Consider the following 21551-nt stretch of genomic DNA (forward strand, 5'->3'; position numbering starts at 1 on the left):
TGGTTGGACGACCGCTTGTTACTCTATAAATAAAGACAGCAACAAATGTGAATGACTATTATTTTCCGCAATTTATTAAAATCACTTTTTAGAATGTTTTCTTTGATAATTAGCAATATTTTCATATTCTGTTTGTAACTGACGTGATAATCGAATAAATATTGGTGCCAACTCACGATATGCTTCAAAATTTTCAGGAAGTGGTTGGTATGTTGTTGAGGAACCCACATACTTTTCTATCTCATAGAGATCATCAATTTTACCTAACGCCTTTTGTGCAACAATAACAGCTGCAAGAGCACCCGACTCGAAAGCCTCAGGAACGGTAACGGGCTGTTCAAAAATATCTGCAAACATTTGTCGCCATAATGGTGATCGAGCAAACCCACCAGTTGCTTGAATTGATGTCAAATCTCCGACAACTTCTTCCAACGCCAAACTCACCATGTACACATTGTACGTGATTCCTTCAAGAACTGATCGTAACATGTGAGCTCGTGTATGACCATGATTTAAACCAAAAAATGAACCACGTGCATTAGCATCCCAAATCGGTGCACGTTCACCACCCAAGTATGGGTGGAAAATTAATCCCTCTGAACCTGCTGGCACTCGTGATGCAATTTGTGTCATTAAATCATAATCGTCCATTCCAAGCAAAGCTGCAGTAGATTTTTCTGCATCAAACATGTTATCACGTGCCCAACGAAAAACATCCCCACCATTGTTTACCGGACCACCCACAACCCAATGCGTTTTGTCCAATGCATAAGTAAATGTACGACCCTTAGGATCAATTATTGGTTTATCCGATACAACACGTATAGCACCTGATGTACCAATTGTAATCGCTGCAACACCAGGTTTCACAGCGTTAACGCCTAAATTAGATAATGGGCCATCCCCAGCGCCATAAACAAATGGCGTATTACTAGGTAAACCAGTCGTTACAGCATATTCTGGTGCCATGTTAGTTTCGAATTCGTAAGGTTCGACAGGCTGTGGTAACTGTTCTTTATTAATTCCAGTAACTTCTAAGGCCTGTTGGTCCCAATCTAGATTAAAAATATTAAACAACCCAGTACCTGATGCTAATGAAATATCCATCTTGTTAGAACCAAATAAACGATGGAACAAGTATTCTTTAATACCTAAGTAATGCGCTGCACGTTCATAGACATCAGGTTGTTCAGCCTTTAGCCATAATAACTTTGATAACGGTGCCATGGGGTGAATTGGTGTACCAGTTTTTTTGTAAATCTCATCACCAATACCTGAACTTTTGAGCTCTTCTGTGTACTTGACAGCACGTGTATCAGCCCATGTAATGACACGAGTTAAGGGTTTCCAATTTTCATCAAAAGCAATGAGTGAATGCATTGCAGATGAAAATGATACTGCCGCAACAACATCTGTTTTTTGAAAATCAGCTTTTTGGACAATTTCATGCAAAGCATCTATAAATGCATCAAAAATTTCATCTAAATCTTCTTCAGCCATATCTGAGACATCACGATATAACTTATATCCTTTACTGACACTCATAACAACCTGATTTTGGTCATCAAATAAAACTGCTTTTGTCGACGTTGTCCCTAAGTCGACACCAATCATATATTCCATTAATTTACCTCCTGATAATCGTTGAACAATATTTACTTAATACAGAAAAAGCTCCCTTAACGGGAGCTCCTGTTCAATACACGAACAGTTTTTTATCGTTTTACTTAGCTGAATCCATTGCGTGACCACCAAAGCCATTACGCAATGCTGAAACAACCTTACCCGTAAAGGTATCATCTTGCAATGAACGGTAACGCATTGCCAATGACAAGTATATAACTGGTGCAGGTACTTCCAAGTCCAATGATTCTTGGACTGTCCACTTTCCTTCACCAGATGAGTGCATACGTCCAGCAATAGCATCCAAGTGAGGATCCTTGGCAAATTGCTCTTCAGCTAACTCCATCAACCATGAACGGATAACTGATCCGTGGTTCCACAATTTTGAAACAGCTTCATAATCGTAATCGAATTGAGATGCTTCTAATACTTCAAAACCTTCAGCAATAGCTTGCATCATACCATATTCGATACCATTGTGGACCATCTTCAAATAATGACCTGATCCCAAACGGCCTGTATACAAGTAACCATCTTCTTCAGCGATTGATTCAAACAATGGTTCGATAATCTTCCAAGCTTCAGCATCATCGCCACCGATCATGAAGTTACCACCGTTACGAGCACCGTTCATTCCACCTGATGTACCAGCATCGAAGAACTTAATACCTGCAGCAGTTGTACGCTTATTTTGTTCCAAGTTATCTTTATAGTTAGAGTTACCACCATCAATAATGATGTCGCCCTTATCCATCTTTGCAATCAATGTATCGATTGTTGAATTTGTTGGCACGCCCGCTGGAACCATTACCCAAACTGCTTTAGGTGAAGGTAACTTTGCTAACATGTCATCGATGTCTGATGCACCTTCAATTTTGTCAGAATAGTCAGTTGCTTCTTTTACAAAGTCAGCATTCAAATCAAATGCAACAACTTCATGACCATTGTCAACAGCGTTCTTAACTAAGTTCAAGCCCATCTTACCAAGGCCGATCATCGCAAACTTCATGGTTTACTTACCTCTTATATGTTTTTGTATTTTTTACTACACTATTATTATAAGAAAACTTTTTACACATTGCAACCTTTTATTGTAAATTTTTTTCTAATCTTGTATACTAAACATAATTAATATCGGAAATAAATTACCACGTGGCTTGTTAACAAAGCCATACCAATGACAATAATGTTAACTAGAAAGCAGGCTGCACCTCATGCCAAGCAATATTATAGCGCAACTTCGTGCTCAAAAAAAACAATACAATACAACCGAGAACAAACTCATCGATTACATTATCACAGATAGTGAGCGTGCTAGAGAAGCAACGATCAAAGAACTTTCTATAGGGTCAGGTGTTTCTACAGCTACAATTTCTCGTTTTGCTAAAAAAATAGGTTTTGACTCTTTTCGTGATTTCTCAGTTGCTTTAGCAAGTGTTCCTGCATCTTCTAAAACTGACTTTTTTGGTGAAATAACTGACGATGATGACACAGCAGCCATAGGTAAAAAAGTTTTTGCTGGAGCGAGCAATGCACTCAATGCGACAATCAATAATTTAACAGCTGTTTTACTTGATACTGCTAGTCACTATCTCATCAATGCAAAACGTGTTGGTTTTTTTGGTATTGGCGGATCTTCTATTGTTGCATTCAACGCCTATCATAAATTTTTACGTACACCACTCGATGTCATTGCCCACCCAGACTATGATATTCAACTCATGCAAGCCGTCAAGCTTGACTCTGATGATACTGCTGTTGTGATTTCTCATTCTGGTCGAAATAAAGATACACTACTTATCGCAAGAAAACTAAAAGAAAATGGCGTAAAAGTCATTGCAATTACGTCATTTGCAGATTCACCATTAGCTAAAATTTCAGATCTGGTCCTACTTTCACTCGCCGAGGAAATCAATTTTCGAAGTGAATCAATGAGTTCTCTCATTGCACAAATCACAATTATTGATACCTTGTTTACGATTGTTGGTTCTCAGTTATCTAAAAACACACAAAACGTTGTTGACACAATGCGTAACGTCATTGAGGAAACGCGTTCACACTAAAAATTATCTGAAATTTTTGAGTTACTATTTTTTTCCACCCTCACTAGCTTCAATTCCTGAATGTAACCCTTCCAAATCTAATTCCATGTTACGAAATCCAGTATTGTCAAGTGGTAAATGTTGCACAAATTCATCAAAAACCTGCAAATTACCAATTACATTTGTTGCTGAAAAATCTAATAAGTGTCCAGAAAAAGTTTTATCATCAGACAAGAAATGTAAATGCCAACCAGCAGCAGTTGGTCCGTTAAATATTTCTGGTGCATAATAACCAACTAAAGTGCCTGATATGTTATCCTTTGTAAATTCTGGTTGGTGAGTCGATAATTCCAAAAGACTTGGAAATGGCTCAATTTGTTTTGGTACAATTCTCACATGAACATGCGGAAATTCGCCATGAAAGTTAATAGCTGAAAAAATGTTGTGTAATTTTGAATCTTTTAATTTGTCACTTAACGTCTCAAAATTTACTGTATTAAAAGGTAATTTTTTGGTTGGCTTATCAAAGTGAACTGAAGCAAACGGCAGCAGTGTTGTTTCATCTGTAATATGGTTCACTTGTCCATCGCTTTGTGCTTGATAAACTTGACCATTTAAAATGATTACCTCACCATCTAAGCCGCTCAGTGTCCCAATACCCGTATCCCCATGCTGCAACAGTTCTCCGACTGTGATTGTGCCTTGCATCTGTTTTCCCATGAGCATTGCTAACGTACCATGTTGAAATAAACTTGTCATTTTATACTTGTGTGTCAATCATCAACACACTTCCTCCATTTCTGATATTAACCTTATTCTAAGCGAACAAAATGATACTGTAAAGGTTCATTTGTTTTTTGCGGGCAATCACCGTCAAAACTTTATTTAATCCCATTAACTTGACATACTTTTTCAACTAAAAGACGTACATAGTTATGGTCTCCAGCAACTCCCGGATGTACCCCATCATCTGCAAACCAATCAACGTGCTGTTGGGCAAGGCTGTGCCAGTCAATCACATGTAAATTTGGATAATGTTTATCAGCTTCAGATAACATTTTGTTGTTATCATTTTGCCAAGATCGACTCTGTACAAAATTATTTACCCAGTACACCTGACGTTTTTTACCAAAAGTTGCCATCATACGATCCAAATCTTGGCGTTTAATCACGCCATTTGTTCCGAGTCCAATCAACATATTTGGTGCTAATTGACCTTTTGAGGCCATTTGCTCAATGATCTGTGGTGTTTGATACGATTGCCGACCAACTTCTGCATCTACTACCATATGGTTATTGATTTCTTGCAAATAAGGCGCAGCATCAAGCATAACAGAATCACCCACTGCCTTAAATGGCATATCTTTAAATGCCAGAAATTGGTCTGATTTTAAATCATATGTCTTAACAAGTACTTTTTGTTCAGCATTTAATGTTTTCTTGTTTGATTGGTGTTCTTTTGAGTTTTGTGATTCTTTTGCCGCAATCGCGTTACGTTGAGCAACCTGAGTCTCATTTTTTTTGAGTTCTTTTTGTAATTTTGTTTCCGGTAATGCAATTCCTGCCCTTGAATCAGCTAAACCACTTCCCAAAAAGAAAACAAATATCACTAACAAAATAACTCCTGCAAAAAATCTATTGCTTGACATTACGAAAAAATTCATCATGCGTTTTATTTGATTATTACGACGAAAACTATTTTCAATATAACGATAGCTTATTTCGCTCACACCAAGAACGATTAGGACCTCAATAACGACGTTCAAAAATGATGCTTTGTAATGAGGTATCATTTTTTCATAAAAAACAAATACTGGTAATTGATATAAATAAATACTATAACTACGTGTTCCAATATAATTTAATAATCGATTATTAAGTCTCTTTGACAGCCAAGAAGACGGATGTACAATTATAGCAATTAAGACAGTAATCACCAGCGTGAAAAGATACATTAAGCCATAATACGTTGCACTATTTTGACCATCTAACCATAGTAAACCGCAAACAGTCAGCACTAGAGCTATACTGCCAGTCACGTTCAACATTTTTTTAGTTTTCTTTGTAACTGTTTGCCGTAAATGACTTGATGGCCAAATAAATGCAAGCGAAGCACCTAATAGCAACGCAAACAATCTTGTATCCGTGCCATAATATGCGCGATTAATAGCATCTGGTTGATATAAAATCATCATTAAAATAGCACTTGCTATTGACATTAAAAATAAGAAAACAGACATATACAGTCGTTTGATATTAAGCTTCAATACAGCCCACACAACAAATGGCCAAACTAGGTAAAATTGTCCTTCGATTGATAAAGACCACAAATGTGTAAAAGGTGATGCACCGCCAAACTGTTGAAAATAAGATTGACCATTATTAATAGCCCAGAAATTGTAAACATAGGTCAAATTAGTGATTAATATGTATCTCAGGTTGAAAATAAGTTGCTTATCAAATAATAAAATAATAGTCGTCGTAACAACTAACATGCCAACTAGCGCTGGATATAATCGTTTCAAACGCCTTAAATAAAACTTAACCGGCGCAATATATTGCTTGCTATCGTACTCTTGAATAAGTAAATCAGTAATTAGGTAACCTGATAAGACAAAAAAAAGCGGCACACCTAACCAACCGCCAACAATTTTAGTTGGCATGACGTGAAAGGAAATAACCCCAAGAACAGCAATTGCACGTAACCCATCCAAGCCTGTAATATAACGTCGTTCTTTCATTTGAAACATGAACCTTCCCCAGTAAAATCATTCAAAATAAAAAGTAAACTACTACTAATAGTTTACTTTTTTTACATTTAAATGTCAATTATTACAATTATATTTCTAAAATATACAAAGTTAATTAATTGTTGTACCGCGACGCTCCAATGTATGAGGTAACTTAACTTGACTTTCATCTAATACTTCATTATTCATCAATTTTGTCAACATTCGCATTGCAACAGCACCAATATCGTACTTGGGTTGACCAATAGACGTTACTTGAGGCCGTGTCATAATTGTTAATTTAGTATCATTTGATGTGATAATTTCAAAATCTTCAGGAATTCGTTTACCTTGGTCACGTATATAATTCATGATACCAACCGCGACTTCATCATCATAAGTCACAACTGCTGTAGCACCAGCAGCAAGAATTTTTTGCGCTACTTGCAGACCTGCATTGTAATCCTGATGTGTTGTAAATAATAAAGTGTCATCATACTCAATTTGATTGGCTTCTAACGCTTTTTTGTAACCCGCCAACCGATATAAACCATTAATTGCATGTGTAATTGGTCCAGTCACAATAGCAACACGTTTATGTCCATTTTTCAAGACTGCTTCAGTTGCCTCTTTAACTGCTTCAATATAATCAATGTTAACACTTGCCAATCTGCCTTCACCTTCAACAGAACCTGCTAATACCACTGGCGCATTAGCACTTGAAATAGTATTTAATACTTCTCGTTCTAAATCGTTTCCCATAAAGATAATACCATCAACCTGCTTACTTGCTAAGTTATTGACAGCCATTGTTTCACGCACTGGATCTTCGTCAGTATTTGTCAACAAAACATCGTAGTGATACATATTTGCAACATCATCAATGCCACGGGCTAGTTCTGAATAATAAACATCTGTAACATCTGGCATCACAACACCAATAGTGGTTGTTTTTTTGGACGCCAATCCACGAGCAACAGCGTTTGGATGATAACCCAATTCCTCAATGGCCTCTAAAACTTTTTGCTTTGTACTATCACGTACATTACTATTACCATTAACAACACGAGAAACGGTTGCTAAAGATACGCCGACACGGTGAGCGACATCATAAATTGTTGCTGAGCTTTTTTTTTTCATAACTTAACCTTCTTTACATTATTGGATTCAATTAAAAAATTTACACTATAATATACTAATTTCTATTATATCAAAAAAAAGACAATTTGCAAACGCTTACAACGTTAATTTTACAAGTTTTCATTGATGTTTCTGTTTGTTACAAGAAAAGAAAAATTTCATTAAAAGTGTTAAACTGTATCTATTATTATACTTAAAAGGAGCTGTTATGAATAAGGAAAAAATAGCCACGTTAACCACTTGGATTGAAAAAAATTCGCTCTCCGGAGCAATTTTGACAGATTATCATAGTGTCGCCTACCTATCAGGTTTTGAATCAGATCCGATTGAACGTGTTCTAGCCTTAGTTCTTCTTTCAGGACATGAACCATTTTTGTTTGGACCTGCTTTAGAAGTCAATAGTATGAAGGAAAGTGGCTGGCAGTATTCGGCTTTTGGTTATGCGGATCAAGAAAATCCATGGCAAAAATTAGTCAGCCATATTAAAAAAGCAACACCGGGAACCTCTTTTGCAATTGAGGCTGATAATTTAACCGTATCACGCTTTCAAGCTTTACAGTCAGCCTACCCCTCAGCATCTTTTAATACAGATATTACTGATCAAATTAATCAGCAACGTTTAATTAAAACATCGACTGAAATTCAAAGAATGATTGCTGCTGGTCATGATGCCGATCGAGCCTTTGAAATTGGTTTTCATGCTTTGCATGAAGGTATATCAGAATTAGCTGTAGCTGCACAGATTGAATATGAACTCAAAAAATCCGGTGTGCCATCAATGAGTTTTGAAACTTTGGTCCAATTTGGTGATCACGCAGCTGATCCACATGGTTCAACTTCAAACCGCCAACTGCAATCTGGTGATCTCGCACTGTTTGATTTAGGCACAATGACACAAGGTTACGCCTCTGACGCAACACGTACTGTGGCGTTTGGTGAACCGAGTCAAAAGGCTAAAGAAATCTATTCTGTCACACTCGAAGCCCAACTTGCCGCCCAAAATCAAGCAAAAATTGGCATGACAGCTAGTGAACTAGATGCAATTGCCCGTGATGTCATTATAAAAGCAGGCTATGGCCAGTATTTTGTTCACCGTTTAGGTCATGGACTTGGATCATCAGTTCATGAATTCCCCTCAATCATGGCCGGCAATGATATTATTTTGCAAGAAAACATGGTCTTTTCAATTGAACCTGGTATCTATATTCCTGGTATTGCTGGTGTGCGCATTGAGGATTCTGGTTATATGAGTCACGACGGTTTCGTTTCCTATACACATACAGACAAATCACTTCTAAGCTTTTAATATACAAAATAAAAAGTTGCCCTCAGTTCTTGCTGGGCAACTTTTTCTATTACATAGATTTATTAATAGCAACAATTAGTAATGGCAACATAGTTACTGCGTTGTTAATGAAATGGATTGCAATACTATCCTGAAGGTGGCCAGTTTTTTTATATACAAATGCCATAGTCATACCCATTACTGTATATATTAAATAACTCAGTGCATCAGACAAATTTGTTGGTACCATACCCATATGTGGAAATGCAAACAACACACCTGACAAAATAATACTAGACCACCACCAAGAATTTCGAAAAAAATAATTAACCACCAAACCCCGAAAAATTAATTCTTCAACAATTGGCGCCATAAATACACCATAAATGATCGTGGCGATCATTGTAATATTTAAATGTGCTGTTAATTGTTCAATTGCAATTTGGTTTTCGGTCGTCTGAGTGCCAGTCAAATTTAAACGCAATTTGATAATTATGACTTCTAACACTATCATGACAATAAAACTACCAATTATAAACCAAATATGTCGCCAGTCACGGATGTTTGGTTTGTGAAAAATCGGTTGAGGTGTCGTTGCTTTTAATAAATGGTAGGCATAAAGTCCTATACCCACATAAAATGTAACCATTATCAGGACAAACGCTAACTGCAACCAGATTGACTTTTGAACAGAAGCAATAGCTAAAAATATTGGCGCTATCATTACTAACAGTGTGACGATGAAAAAATTTATGCCACGTTGCCAAAAGTACTTTGGATTTGGTTTTTGTGTTAAGTCAAGCAATATCACTCATCCTCTTCTGTCTTCATTTTTTTGCGCGATTGCCAAAATAACCAGGTAAAACAGAGATTAATGACAATGAATAAAATCCCCACCACTCCAATTGTCACAGGAGTGGACCAATGTTGCTCATTTGATAAGGTAAAAACAATCACAAATAATATGATAGTTATGATACTTAATATCATACATGCTATTAAGTTTTTCATACACTTTTCCTATTTTTTGGCATAATTTTCAATAAAATCAGCAACAGCAGCTTCGTTATTGGTTGTTGTTAAGACTACATCAGCAATTTTTTTGATTTCTTGTTTGGCATTGGCAACAGCAACACCCACTCCTGCAGCAAGAATTTGTGCTGCATCATTCAAATTATCGCCTAACGCAGCAGTCTCTGAACGTTTAACACCGAGGATACTTGCTAACTCTAAACCTGTGACGCCTTTATCAACGCCCTTTGGATTGAATTCAACATAACGGTTAGAACTAAACGTTAATAAAACATTCTCTCTTAGTTCAGCTGTCACAGCGTCAGCAATTTTTTGACGTACCTCACTATCTTTATGTTCAAAAATCACTTTCATAACTGGGAATTCATTTTCTAAGAATGCCAAATCATTACTAATTATTTCTGTATAAGGTACATTTCTCTCAGCCATATACTGCTTATCTGCAGGAGAAATATTAAAAATAAACAACTTATCCAGTGTATAAATGTGTGTATCGACATCTTTTTGAATTTGTCCAAGATCAAATATTTTTTTAGCCAAATCAAGTGACATATCATGTTGAGCAACAATCTCTTCACTACCATCTGGTTCAATGGCAACAATTGCACCACCGTTATAAGATACCACATACTGTGTTTGATTATTTAAACCGAGTTCTTTAAGCGTACCAATAACCGATTTGTAAGAACGACCAGTATTTGGTACAAAGTAGCCACCATTTTTTGTGAATTTCTGAATAGCATCAATGTTTTTTTGATTAATTGAGCCATCGTCATTTAGTAGTGTTTCATCAAGGTCAGATAAAATCAATTGTATCATATCAATCTCGCTTTCATATTGTATCTTTATTCATTATACCTGAATGTAACTAAGTATTGCTAACTTCACCAATGAAATGAATTTTTGATCCACACTTACCACATCGATAATTATCCGTTTGAAACCGCCGTTGCCGAAAAATAGCGTGTTTATTCTCACATTGATATTGCCAGATATAGTTTGGTATTTTTTTGGCATTCAAATTTGGTGCAAAGCGTAACCCGTTCACTTGTGATAACAGTTTCTTAAAATCAGCATCTCTATGTTGATAACCTAGATTTTGTAAGTGTAAGTGATAATGAACCAACTCATGTTTAACAATTCCCTCAAATTCTGGCAGGTTTGCCATCCTCGGATTAAACTCTAAGTTATGACTCTTGACCAAGTAACGACCACCTGTTGTTCTAAGACGATTATTAAAACGTACCTCATGCTGAAACGCACGATTAAAATATTTTGTAGAAATATGGGTAACGTATGTCATAAGTTGTTGTTGCTGATCCAAATAATTCGATTCTACCAATCCAGCACCTAAACATTGTCCTTTTTTATTTTCCATAACAATATACCAATTAAAAATCTTTGTCTAAGTTGAATCAATCATCATATAAAAAGGCATCACCATACAAACATTCAATTTGCACAGCAATGCCAAACGCTATCAGATCAATGTCAATTCGAACGCGAGATGCTTCTACTATGACGCACCTCCTGAACTATTATTGAAATATAATCTATCATAGTTATTTCTATTTAATTTTGATGCGTCACAATATAATCCACTGTTTGTTTTAGCGTCACAAGATTTTCTGCATCCTCATCTGAAATGCTAACATTAAACATATCTTCAACTTCTAACACTAACTCTACAAAATCAATAGAGTCAGCATCAACATCTGTCAAAAAGTTCAAGTCAGGCGTAATTTCAGAACGCTTGACATTAAAGCGTTCTGAAATTTCGTCAGCCATCATATTATAGATTGCTTCTTCTTCAATAGCCATTACTGGTTCTCCAATTTATTTGATAATCATCTCGAGTAAATAGTATACCACTAATCATTAACCTGTGCATTCAAAGATTCTTTGCCAAATTGAAGTTCATTGCCATGATTGGTAATGTATGTTTGTATATCTGGCACTAATTGATTATCAATCATGGTCTTAATTTGACCCATTGTATTAGCCACGGCATTAGCTTTTGCAGATCCATGCGTTTTAACAACAGGTGCTTTTACACCCAGAATGACTGCGCCACCAGCTTCATTGTAATCCAACTTTTTCTGCACTTCTTTAAACGCTGGCTTGAGTAACGCACCACCTATTTTACCTTTAACGCCGGTTGATAGAATTGCCTGTTTGAGTTGTTTCAGCATCATCAAAGCTGTACCTTCTGTTGCCTTCAATGCAGCATTACCTGAAAATCCATCAGCCACGACAACATCTGCCGTACCTTCAAGTAACTCACGGGCCTCAATATTACCCAAGAAGTTAAATGAAGGTGAGTCTTTCATTAGCATATGTGCTGTTTTATGAACTTCGTCACCTTTATCTTCTTCAGCACCATTATTTAGTAATCGTACACGAGGATTTGTTATACCTAAAACATGTGTGGCATAAAAACTGCCTAAAATACCATATTGATACAAGTGTGATGGTTTACTTTCAGCATTTGCGCCCAAATCCATAAAAACAAATTGATTATTGACACCATCAAAACTAGGTAATGCTGTTGCCAATGCAGGTCGATCCACACCTTTAATACGACCAACTAAAAAGATTGCACTTGATAACAAAGCACCGGTATTCCCTGCACTAAATAGCGCATCTGCCTCACCACTTTTAACTGCCATAGCAGCTCGAACCATTGAAGAATCCTTTTTATTACGCATGGCCTTAACAGGCTCATCACCCATTTGAATCACTTCAGTCGTTGGAATCAACGTGATACGCTCCCATGACTTCACTAATGGACGTACCTCATTTTCAGTACCGTATAATTGAAATTCAATATTATTATAACGATCACGTGCAAGTTCAATACCCTTAACAATTTCAAGTGGTGCAAAATCACCACCCATTGCGTCTATTGCTATTTTCATCATTTTATAAATACTTATCATCAATTATTAACACGTCCTTCTAATGATAAATATATTTCCTCCACATTCAGTATGACTTTATTTTACCATTTGTCTAAACAACATAATTAGCGTGCCTGAATTATTTTATTTTACGATTTCTGCGCGTCCAAAAGAATATGCATGACATTATAATTAAAAATCCTACGCCAATAAATAATGGGATTCTTGTATCTGGATTTATGACCATATATACTAGCGTAACAAACAACATCAATATTGCAAAATAATTGCTATATGGTGAAAAAGGCATTTTGAATGGATGTGTAGCCATATGACTTTTGTTTTCTTTTCGAAATTTAATTTGACTCCATAAAATAATAAACCATGGAACCATACCAGGTAGCGTACTAGCTGAATAAACTAGCACAAATATATTTGAACTGCTTTTCCAAAAAAAAGGCAGGATGGCATTTAATATAATACCAAGAAGTATGCCCCCAGAAATTCCTAATACTGGTAATGTTGGCACATGATGCTTTGAAAGCTTCAGAAACCGTGGTGATAGTTCTTTATTCAACGCCAAAGTGTAAAGCATACGACTAGAGCTAAATATACCAGAATTCAATGCTGACATGGCAGCAGTTAGCATCACAAAGTTAATAATTCCTGCTGCTGCGGTAATACCCACCCGTGAAAATGTTTCAACAAAGGGTGAACCAACTTGTTCTAATTGATTCCATGGATAAATTGTAATGATTACAAAGATTGCACCAATATAAAAAATTAAAATACGTGCCACAATTGATTTTGTAGCTGCCACAATGGCATGCTTAGGATTTTGCGTTTCACCAGCAGTAATACCAATAATTTCAATACCCTGATACGATGTCATTACAATTGACAACGCAAACATAAATCCTTTAAATCCTTTAGCAAAAAATGGTCCATGTGACCAAAGATTAGAAAATCCCAGCGGATGCCAACCATTACCAAAACCTAAAACAATGACCATGGCTCCCAAGATAATCATTAAAATGATTGTCACAACTTTAATCATTGAGAACCACGACTCCAAGTTCCCATATGCCTTGACAGTAGTCATATTAGCTAAAGTGAGTGTTGCTAACACAACAACTGCCGATACCCAACCTGGCAGATCTGTGAACCAATAATTCAAGTACAGTCCCACAGCAATTGTCTCTGAGATACCCACTGTTATCCATTGAAAGACATTTGACCATACTGTTAAATAGCCTGCCAACGGGTGAATGTATTTTGTAGCATAATTCGCAAAAGATCCTACCACTGGGTCAACATAGAGCATTTCCCCTAGCGCTCTCATTACTAAGTATAAAACGAACCCAGCAAGCGCATAGGCAAGGATAACAGATACCCCTGTCCATTTAATGGTGGCAGCAGATCCCATGAATAAACCTACACCAATAGTTCCACCAAGAGCAATCATTTGCATCTGATGAGACGATAAATCTCTATTTAGTTCTCTATTTTGTTTCTCTGCCATAATTATCTCCACCATGCTGTTTATTAATTTCACTTTGACATCGCAAAAGCGCCCCCAGAACTTAATCTAGGGGCGCTTTTGCGCGGTACCATCCCAATTTCAGACGTAACAAGTACGTACTTCTTAAAACAACTGGGTTAACGACCAATTACACCGACAATAGTTTCAGCATTATACCTACTCATATTATGCATCAACGGTAGTTCATTTGCCAGCAACAGTCATCACTTTCACCAAACATGATGTCTCTTTAAAAGTTATCTCACTAATTATCCGTCTTAACGCTTATTACAATAATACTATGAATATTATTTTTTTGCAAATCATGAAAACAACAAATAAAAAGCAAGTAACTTTAAGTTACTTGCTTTTTATGGAATATCCCAAAGGTCTCCTGATTGTTAAATCAGTGCTCCCTCTCGGACTCGAACCGAGGACCTTGGGATTAAAAATCCCCTACTCTAACCAACTGAGTTAAAGGAGCAAACATGCCGTAGCACATTTATATATATTACAGACATTCTTCTAAAAAAGCAACCCCTTTTTTAAAATTCGTTGATTACTTTTGTATTATTTTATTAAAAACGTTGATATGACAGTATTTTTGATAAAAAAAAAGCGCTTTCGCAACTTTTTTTAAAACTTATTTTTCAATGTCGCCATCGCCCAAATCATCTAAATCATTTGTACCAGTTAATTCTGTCAAATTATCGTCAATGTTTTCATCATCGCCAACAGCAATATCATCTTCATCATCGTCTTCAACTTCGACTTCAGAATCATTCACATCAACTTCTTCGTCACTAACTTCTCCAAAATCTTCATCTTCTGGATCATCATCGTTATAATCAATAACATCATCGTCAGTTGCGGCATCGGCAAACACGTTAACCTTCTTTGCAACCTTTTTACGTTTTGGTGTATCATCATCATCGTCAATTTCATGAATAGATTCATCAATTGCATCAACTGGATACCAAGCGCGTAGACCCCATTCATTGTTTCCAAGTGAAATAAATGAGCCATCTGTGTTTAAGTCTGTATAAAATTGTGAGAGACGTGACTGGAACGTCTCTGCATCGACTGCCAAAAAGTCCTGAATTTCTTGAACTAATGAGCTAAATGGCATAACGACTTTATGTTCTGCCAAAATTGCAGATGCAATTTCAACCAATGCTAATTCTTCTTTTGGGTGATTGCCTAATTGTGTGAGTGCCATAGTGCACGTCCTTTCGAGTTTCTAACTAATTAAGTTTACTAGATTTTTCAGTAAATTGCAACAAAATATCATATTGTCCAACAATAGCATTATTTGCATAGAGATCATAACTTACTTTTGCTGAGCCAACTAATTGTGTCAAATTAATATCACTGGACAAAGTTGTCGTGTAGGTTTCCAATTGCATTTGCCCTGCTGGCGTCTGATAATGTGCCGGCATGCGTTTGCCCGCAATGAAAGCCATTTTAGTCAAGCTATCACCATGACGATTAATCCGCATCGTCGTATTTTCCAATTTAATTAATACTTTTGTCTGATTTTGACCAACAATGATTTCTGTATACCTTAGAAATATAGCACCATTTTTAACTAACAATTGCCCTTGCGTTTCAAACTCAAACACTTCACTATCATTTTCTTGATTAATCGTTGTTTTTAAATAAATATTAACATTATTGTCGATTGTTTTCTTTTCCATGTATTCCTCACGTGATTTATTTTTAAGCCAAAAACTCTTATTTTAAAATTCAGTATGCGATATTTTCAACAAAATCGTATAAATAAAACTTTTGTTATTATTTTCTTTAGAAATCTATTATAATATAAGAAAGACTAAAAGGGCAGATTATGTTAACAGAAAAATTATTGAACGAAAAGGTACTACGTGATCCTATTCACAATTTTATTCACATACAAGATCGTATCATATTGGATTTGATTAACACGACTGAGTTTCAAAGACTACGACGAGTTCAGCAGTTAGGTATTACAGGTGCTGTTTTTCATGGTGCCGAACATTCACGCTTTGGACATTCAGTCGGCGCATATGAAATTGCGAGACGCATTACAGAGCACTTTGAACAATATTATCTGTCTACAACACCAAATGATGGACTGTGGCAAAAAAATGAACGTCTAGTAACACTTGTTGCAGCACTCTTACATGACATTGGCCACGGTGCATTTTCGCATACTTTTGAGCATTTGTTTGGTACAGATCATGAAGCAATCACGCGCGAAATTATTACTGGGGATACAGAAATACACACTGTATTATCACGCGTTTCATCAGATTTCCCAAATAAAGTTGCCAGTGTTATCGCCAAAACCTACGACAATCCGCAAGTTGTCCAATTAATTTCTAGTCAACTCGATGTTGATCGTATGGATTACTTATTACGTGATGCCTATTTTACTGGTACGAAGTATGGTGAATTTGATATTGACCGTATTTTGCGAACAATGAAGCCAACTCAAAATGGTATCGCCTTTGATATTGCTGGTATGCATGCTGTTGAAGACTATGTTGTCAGTCGTTATCAAATGTACTTGCAAGTCTATTTTCATCCCGTATCACGTGGCATGGAAGTGTTACTAGAACATTTACTCTATCGTGCCCAAGAATTATACCAAGCAAGCCAACCAAATGAACGTGATTTCGTTGGCCCACTTCTAACACCGTTATTTAGCGGTAATCCACTCAGTACTTATGATTATTTACAAATCGATGATCACGTGTTCATGACCTACATCTCGATGTGGCGTCACCATCCAGATCCAATTCTATCAGACTTATCCCGACGATTTTTAGACCGTCGACCATTAAAATCTATTATTATAAACGATGAAACTGCTCCGCTCTTAGAAGATCTTGAAAAACTTGTTGGCATTGCCGGTTATAATGCTAAGTACTATACAGCTCGTAACGACGCATTTGACCTACCCTATGATGACTATAAACCCAATGTAGCAAAACCACGCACACAGATTGATTTTGTATTAGATGACGGTTCACATCGTGAATTATCCGAATTATCACCTTTAGTAGCTGCCATTAAAGGCCAAGTATCTTTTGACAAGCGCTTCTATTTTCCAAAAGAAATGTTAAATATTGAACCCGAAGAACTTTTTGCAGACACATTTAAAACATTCCGTAGTTATATTCACAATAATGCCTTAACTACACCTAATCCTGAAAGCTAAAAAGCATTTAACTTGAAAAAACTGGGTGAATTTTATTAGACTATTGACTTTGTCTCATACAATTTAACTTAGTTTTTTTAATTCGGGTAAAATCAGGGTACTATCCCCATAGTCAATTGTGTACGTCACATTCTGATTACCACGTAGCGTCATTTCAAAGTCAGTCGCATACAAAATCAAACCAATCTGATGCCCTTTTCTTAAGGTGTACAATGTGGGTTGTAATTTCAGTGTCAATGTCACATATTCGTTTGCTACTAAATCATCATTTTGCCAAGTATTCGTTCGATTTTGCAAATTAGTATGACCAATAGATATCATTTTATATCGCGATTTTTTCATCTCGAATTCGTTCAAATTTGTTTGAGCAAAATTCATCCCCCTATCAATCATTGTGCTGTAACTTGTTAAGTGTGGTTTCAAGTAATTATCATCGCCATAATCAACTAACATGACACTGATAAGCCCAATATTTTGCGAAGTTTTAACACGTAAATGAACGACTGGTTCGCCACTAAGCGTCCAAGATTCTTCTAAAATTTCACTTTTAAAAGATAATTGTGTTGGTTTTATCTCTGATGCCCCTTCAATTGCTTTCTCACGCCAATAATTGAAATCTTTTGTGTATTTTTTGAACAATGTTTCAGGTAGATAATCTGTAAAACTAGCTTCACTATTTGCTCTTTCCGTTACCAATGTATCAGGTGCCAAATTATATGTCTTGTGATTAGTCTGTGTACCCCATTCTCTTAATTGATGCCAAGTCTCTGCTGATGTATTGTCTTGCCAAATAACATTTGGTAACAACATTTCAGCATGATTGTTGATACCTAAAAGCTTTTTTGAAAACCACAAATTGATTTGATCAGCAAAATCCAAAGAACGATTGTTACTAATATTAATGTGTTGCCCTTGATGTAAAATTAATTTATTTCCGTATTGGTTGTCATTTATTGCCTGCCATAAGCGATACACTTGACGTGGCTTAACATTCCAATCATTTAAACCATGAACCAATAGCATATCAATTTTAATATTTTCAACTTGATTAAGATAATTTCGAGCGTCCCAGTAGCGATTATAGTTGCCGCTTTGACGGTCTTGCTGGGTTACTGTTTTTGTTTGAAAATCTTGCCACTGCTTTTGGGTTCGCATGCGATCTGCTGTGTCTGCAATACGACTATAAACCAGCTCTGCTAGTACGTCCATGTCTTCTCCAGGAAAACCGCCAGGTGCAACAACCAAACCGTTGTCACGATAATATTGATACCAATCAGAAATAGCTGCCTCTGAAACAACTGTTTTTAAGCCAGCAACGCCCGTTGTAGCAACTGCAGTTGCTAGTGTGCCTAAATACGATCGTCCTGTCATAGCTATATTATGATTGGACCAGTCAGCAGAAATGGCAATTTGACTATCTCGGTCGGTAAAAGCCACACGATTACCAGCTAACCACTCTACGACATTTTTCATTGATTCAACTTGTTCTGGTGATCCTGTATCCTGCATACCATCTGAATGTCTTGTACCCACACCTGAAGCATATGCTACAGCATAACCTCGTGACAAAAAATAATTATTCAAATCCCACGCACTGCCAGCCAGTGTCGTAAATTTTTTTGTAGCCACCGTTGTATGTCCCTGTATCACTCTAGCACTGACATTTTGAACAACCGAATTGTTTTGGTACTTAATTGATTCATACACTACTGAATTTGATAATTTGTGCTCTAATGGCTTGTTAACATCATGTACTTTTGCATCACTTTCCTTAATCATCATACCCTGATAATATGGAGAAGCTGTCAATAGTATGGGTATTGTTTCAACAGATTTTGGTCTTTGAATATCAACTTGTACAAGGTCAAACTGACCATCCTGATCAGAATCAACTGATGTTTCAACCCATACAGTTTCTTGAATTAAGTCTTTCGTATCATAAGTTGGTAAGGATTTGTCATTAAATAATAACCGCTTATTTGTCAATTCAAAGTAGCCATGACTGGCTAAATCATCAATAAAAAGTAAGCCGTTTTTTGTATGTGTATTTAATAATACATACCAAGCATGGTAAATATCTGATATATTCACCATCTCAAGACCAACTGTTTGAAAAACTTGTCGGCCATCAAGACCATAAGCAACCAATTCTTCATCAAACCCAAGTAGTTGGGCAGCAATTGTATAAAAAGCAGTCTCAGTTAACGGCATTTGGCGAGTTAAAAAATCTAAAACGGATGTGTGTGGCGTTGCCAAATGTTCCGCTAGCCACCCATTTTCAGATGATATACTTTGATGTTCAGGTAACGCACGACGAATTAAATGATTAAATATATTATTTTCCCACTGCGCATCATAGAAGCCAACTGTCGATAATTCTGATATCTCAGTTGACTTATCAACCGATTGCCGTGCAAACTGATTTATTTTTGTCATTTTATCACCTTTTTCATTTATCCTCATTATACACCCACTAATATTTCATCTTAAAAATATGATTTTTAAACAAAAAACGTAATCATTAGCATAAATGCCAATGATTACGTTTCATTTAAATTTAGTTTGTTTCAGAATATTGAGAGTTTAATCCTAATTTTTTAAAATCAGGAATAGTAAGCATGAAGACTAGACTAATGACATACATCACTGCCAAACTCATTAGAACTGCACTCACACTATAATTATCCATTATCCAGCCAATAACTACTGAAGAGAATGCACCGATTGCACGACCAGATCCCATTAGCGTATTAGCTGCTGTTGCTCTAATTTCTGCAGGATATAGGCGACTGATAACTGCCCCAAATCCACCATACATACCATTTGAAAAGAAACCAACAATTGCACCTAAGATGGTCAAAGTCCACATGTTATATGCAAAAGTGAAAGCATAGATCATTAACGCAGAAGCAATTAGGAATATTGTAAATGCCTGACGTGGACCAATTTTATCTAAAATAGTACCAAATGTCATCATCCCAACCGCCATTCCCATAATAATGGGAATCATGCCTAGATTAACATATCCGGCTGTAACAGTTGCTGTAATACCTAACTGTTTTCGCATGATTGTTGGCAACCAATTCATTAAGCCGTAATACCCAGATGTTTGAATAGTTAACATAACAATCAAAACAAATGATGTATAAGCACGTTTGGGTGTATTAGCAATAAATTTGAAGCTGAATTTTTTCTTACCTGTTTTATAATCTGATTGTAACTGCTCAAAGGCTGGTGTTTCCTTTAAGTGGCGACGGACGATGTAGACAACAATTAATGGCAGAAAACCAATCATAAACAAACCGCGCCAACCAAATGCTGGCATGATCAAAGTAGCCAATATTGCCGCCAAAATAGCCCCAACTTGACCCCCAATTGCTGTAATGGAACTCATTCTACCAACGCGATTTGACCGGAAACTTTCAGCAATCAATGCCATACTGACACCATATTCACCACCAGTACCCATGCCAAGTAAGAAACGAGAAGCATAAATTGTATGTGCATTATCCAAAAATGCTAGAATCACAGTCGCAAACGTTACTAACATTACCGTATACGACAAAACGCGCACACGACCAATACGATCTGCTAAAATTCCAAATAACACACTTCCCAAAAGCGCGCCCCAATTTGACATCGCTGCAATGATACCACCCTGTGCACCAGTAATGTTTAATTCAGCAATCATGGGTGCCAAAGCAAATGACAAGAACGTTGCGTCCATATGATCCAACGTAAAACCTAACGTTGTAGACCCCAATACCACCTTCTGCTCCTGCGTCATCTTACTCGACATACGATTTTCTTCTATGTTACTGGATTGACTTTTTATCATTAAATATTCCCTTTCAAAATGCTTGCTCACTGGCAACCTTTATTTTGTCCGTTAAATATTAAACCATAAATAACAATCAATTACAATTAAACGTTTAACATTTTATGATACTCTTTGGTCTGTATCATTCATTTTTTTATCATTATATTGCATATGTCAGCAACAATTGGGTCGTTAACTTGTAGCAAGTTATGCTCTCTCATAAAAAAAAGTTATCCATATGGATAACTTTTTTATT

At 36.4% G+C, this 21551-nt stretch carries 18 protein-coding genes and 1 tRNA gene; 3 read left to right on the forward strand and 16 right to left on the reverse strand.

The window, feature by feature from the left end:
* Positions 1–81 precede the first annotated feature (81 nt).
* On the reverse strand, positions 82–1623 hold the full coding sequence (gene gntK, locus K5Q13_RS04315) for a gluconokinase (protein WP_220740303.1): 1542 nt from the start codon (positions 1621–1623) through the stop codon (positions 82–84).
* A gap of 100 nt (positions 1624–1723) precedes the next feature.
* Positions 1724–2632, reverse strand: a complete 909-nt coding sequence (gene gnd / locus K5Q13_RS04320; protein WP_220740305.1) for a phosphogluconate dehydrogenase (NAD(+)-dependent, decarboxylating) — start codon at positions 2630–2632, stop codon at positions 1724–1726.
* A gap of 205 nt (positions 2633–2837) precedes the next feature.
* Here gnd and K5Q13_RS04325 point away from each other — a divergent pair, with 205 nt between their 5' ends.
* A complete protein-coding gene (locus K5Q13_RS04325) occupies positions 2838–3686 on the forward strand; it encodes a MurR/RpiR family transcriptional regulator (RefSeq protein ID WP_220740307.1) in 849 nt (282 codons plus the stop codon).
* A 24-nt stretch (positions 3687–3710) separates the two neighbouring features.
* On the opposite strand, the gene budA is transcribed toward K5Q13_RS04325, so the two are convergent.
* The 3 genes from budA to ccpA all read right to left on the reverse strand — a co-directional run bounded on the left by budA (position 3711) and on the right by ccpA (position 7534).
* Positions 3711–4424 carry an acetolactate decarboxylase gene (gene budA, locus K5Q13_RS04330; protein WP_220740309.1) on the reverse strand — a complete coding sequence of 238 codons (714 nt, stop codon included), beginning with the start codon at positions 4422–4424 and terminating at the stop codon, positions 3711–3713.
* 122 nt (positions 4425–4546) lie between these two features.
* Positions 4547–6406, reverse strand: coding sequence for an acyltransferase family protein (locus K5Q13_RS04335; protein WP_220740374.1), 1860 nt, complete (start codon positions 6404–6406; stop codon positions 4547–4549).
* A gap of 120 nt (positions 6407–6526) precedes the next feature.
* Positions 6527–7534, reverse strand: coding sequence for a catabolite control protein A (gene ccpA / locus K5Q13_RS04340; RefSeq protein WP_220740311.1), 1008 nt, complete (start codon positions 7532–7534; stop codon positions 6527–6529).
* Between the two features lie 208 nt (positions 7535–7742).
* Here ccpA and K5Q13_RS04345 point away from each other — a divergent pair, with 208 nt between their 5' ends.
* Complete coding sequence (locus tag K5Q13_RS04345) at positions 7743–8840, forward strand: aminopeptidase P family protein (protein WP_220740313.1); 1098 nt, start codon at positions 7743–7745, stop codon at positions 8838–8840.
* 49 nt (positions 8841–8889) lie between these two features.
* On the opposite strand, the gene K5Q13_RS04350 is transcribed toward K5Q13_RS04345, so the two are convergent.
* The 9 genes from K5Q13_RS04350 to K5Q13_RS04390 all read right to left on the reverse strand — a co-directional run bounded on the left by K5Q13_RS04350 (position 8890) and on the right by K5Q13_RS04390 (position 15970).
* A complete protein-coding gene (locus tag K5Q13_RS04350) occupies positions 8890–9624 on the reverse strand; it encodes a CPBP family intramembrane glutamic endopeptidase (RefSeq protein ID WP_220740315.1) in 735 nt (244 codons plus the stop codon).
* 215 nt (positions 9625–9839) lie between these two features.
* Positions 9840–10670: a Cof-type HAD-IIB family hydrolase gene (locus K5Q13_RS04355; RefSeq protein ID WP_220740317.1), complete on the reverse strand. Its 831-nt coding sequence runs from the start codon at positions 10668–10670 to the stop codon at positions 9840–9842.
* Positions 10671–10719: 49 nt separating this feature from the next.
* The gene (locus K5Q13_RS04360) at positions 10720–11229 is read right to left on the reverse strand and encodes a SprT family protein (protein ID WP_281420505.1); all 510 of its coding nucleotides are present in this window, start codon (positions 11227–11229) and stop codon (positions 10720–10722) included.
* A 194-nt stretch (positions 11230–11423) separates the two neighbouring features.
* Positions 11424–11672, reverse strand: a complete 249-nt coding sequence (locus K5Q13_RS04365; RefSeq protein ID WP_220740319.1) for an acyl carrier protein — start codon at positions 11670–11672, stop codon at positions 11424–11426.
* Positions 11673–11722: 50 nt separating this feature from the next.
* Positions 11723–12769, reverse strand: coding sequence for a phosphate acyltransferase PlsX (gene plsX / locus K5Q13_RS04370; RefSeq protein ID WP_220740378.1), 1047 nt, complete (start codon positions 12767–12769; stop codon positions 11723–11725).
* Between the two features lie 121 nt (positions 12770–12890).
* Complete coding sequence (locus tag K5Q13_RS04375) at positions 12891–14273, reverse strand: amino acid permease (protein ID WP_220740321.1); 1383 nt, start codon at positions 14271–14273, stop codon at positions 12891–12893.
* A gap of 410 nt (positions 14274–14683) precedes the next feature.
* A tRNA-Lys gene (locus K5Q13_RS04380) sits at positions 14684–14757 on the reverse strand.
* Between the two features lie 159 nt (positions 14758–14916).
* On the reverse strand, positions 14917–15492 hold the full coding sequence (gene rpoE, locus K5Q13_RS04385; RefSeq protein WP_220740324.1) for a DNA-directed RNA polymerase subunit delta: 576 nt from the start codon (positions 15490–15492) through the stop codon (positions 14917–14919).
* A gap of 25 nt (positions 15493–15517) precedes the next feature.
* A complete protein-coding gene (locus tag K5Q13_RS04390; protein ID WP_220740326.1) occupies positions 15518–15970 on the reverse strand; it encodes a YwiB family protein in 453 nt (150 codons plus the stop codon).
* Positions 15971–16119: 149 nt separating this feature from the next.
* On the opposite strand from K5Q13_RS04390, the gene K5Q13_RS04395 reads away from it, so the two are divergent.
* Entirely contained in the window at positions 16120–17475 is a 1356-nt protein-coding gene (locus K5Q13_RS04395) for an HD domain-containing protein (RefSeq protein ID WP_220740328.1), read from the forward strand.
* Between the two features lie 63 nt (positions 17476–17538).
* Here the strand turns inward: K5Q13_RS04395 and K5Q13_RS04400 are convergent, their stop codons facing one another.
* Both K5Q13_RS04400 and K5Q13_RS04405 read right to left on the reverse strand, forming a co-directional pair.
* A complete protein-coding gene (locus K5Q13_RS04400; protein WP_220740330.1) occupies positions 17539–19911 on the reverse strand; it encodes a Xaa-Pro dipeptidyl-peptidase in 2373 nt (790 codons plus the stop codon).
* 121 nt (positions 19912–20032) lie between these two features.
* Entirely contained in the window at positions 20033–21313 is a 1281-nt protein-coding gene (locus K5Q13_RS04405; RefSeq protein ID WP_220740332.1) for an MFS transporter, read from the reverse strand.
* Positions 21314–21551 lie beyond the last annotated feature (238 nt).

The sequence above is a fragment of the Leuconostoc miyukkimchii genome, from assembly GCF_019656055.1.
Lineage (GTDB): Bacteria > Bacillota > Bacilli > Lactobacillales > Lactobacillaceae > Leuconostoc > Leuconostoc miyukkimchii.

Bases quoted from the DNA above. Each gene is read 5' to 3' on its own strand.
- ccpA (WP_220740311.1), bottom strand. From the start codon at position 7,534: ATGAAAAAAAAAAGCTCAGCAACAATTTATGATGTCGCTCACCGTGTC.
- plsX (WP_220740378.1), bottom strand. From the start codon at position 12,769: ATGAAAATAGCAATAGACGCAATGGGTGGTGATTTTGCACCACTTGAA.
- budA (WP_220740309.1), bottom strand. From the start codon at position 4,424: ATGACAAGTTTATTTCAACATGGTACGTTAGCAATGCTCATGGGAAAA.
- K5Q13_RS04375 (WP_220740321.1), bottom strand. From the start codon at position 14,273: ATGGCAGAGAAACAAAATAGAGAACTAAATAGAGATTTATCGTCTCAT.
- K5Q13_RS04400 (WP_220740330.1), bottom strand. From the start codon at position 19,911: ATGACAAAAATAAATCAGTTTGCACGGCAATCGGTTGATAAGTCAACT.
- K5Q13_RS04335 (WP_220740374.1), bottom strand. From the start codon at position 6,406: ATGAAAGAACGACGTTATATTACAGGCTTGGATGGGTTACGTGCAATT.
- gntK (WP_220740303.1), bottom strand. From the start codon at position 1,623: ATGGAATATATGATTGGTGTCGACTTAGGGACAACGTCGACAAAAGCA.
- K5Q13_RS04365 (WP_220740319.1), bottom strand. From the start codon at position 11,672: ATGGCTATTGAAGAAGAAGCAATCTATAATATGATGGCTGACGAAATT.
- K5Q13_RS04345 (WP_220740313.1), top strand. From the start codon at position 7,743: ATGAATAAGGAAAAAATAGCCACGTTAACCACTTGGATTGAAAAAAAT.
- K5Q13_RS04395 (WP_220740328.1), top strand. From the start codon at position 16,120: ATGTTAACAGAAAAATTATTGAACGAAAAGGTACTACGTGATCCTATT.
- K5Q13_RS04325 (WP_220740307.1), top strand. From the start codon at position 2,838: ATGCCAAGCAATATTATAGCGCAACTTCGTGCTCAAAAAAAACAATAC.
- gnd (WP_220740305.1), bottom strand. From the start codon at position 2,632: ATGAAGTTTGCGATGATCGGCCTTGGTAAGATGGGCTTGAACTTAGTT.
- K5Q13_RS04360 (WP_281420505.1), bottom strand. From the start codon at position 11,229: ATGGAAAATAAAAAAGGACAATGTTTAGGTGCTGGATTGGTAGAATCG.
- rpoE (WP_220740324.1), bottom strand. From the start codon at position 15,492: ATGGCACTCACACAATTAGGCAATCACCCAAAAGAAGAATTAGCATTG.
- K5Q13_RS04405 (WP_220740332.1), bottom strand. From the start codon at position 21,313: ATGATAAAAAGTCAATCCAGTAACATAGAAGAAAATCGTATGTCGAGT.
- K5Q13_RS04355 (WP_220740317.1), bottom strand. From the start codon at position 10,670: ATGATACAATTGATTTTATCTGACCTTGATGAAACACTACTAAATGAC.
- K5Q13_RS04390 (WP_220740326.1), bottom strand. From the start codon at position 15,970: ATGGAAAAGAAAACAATCGACAATAATGTTAATATTTATTTAAAAACA.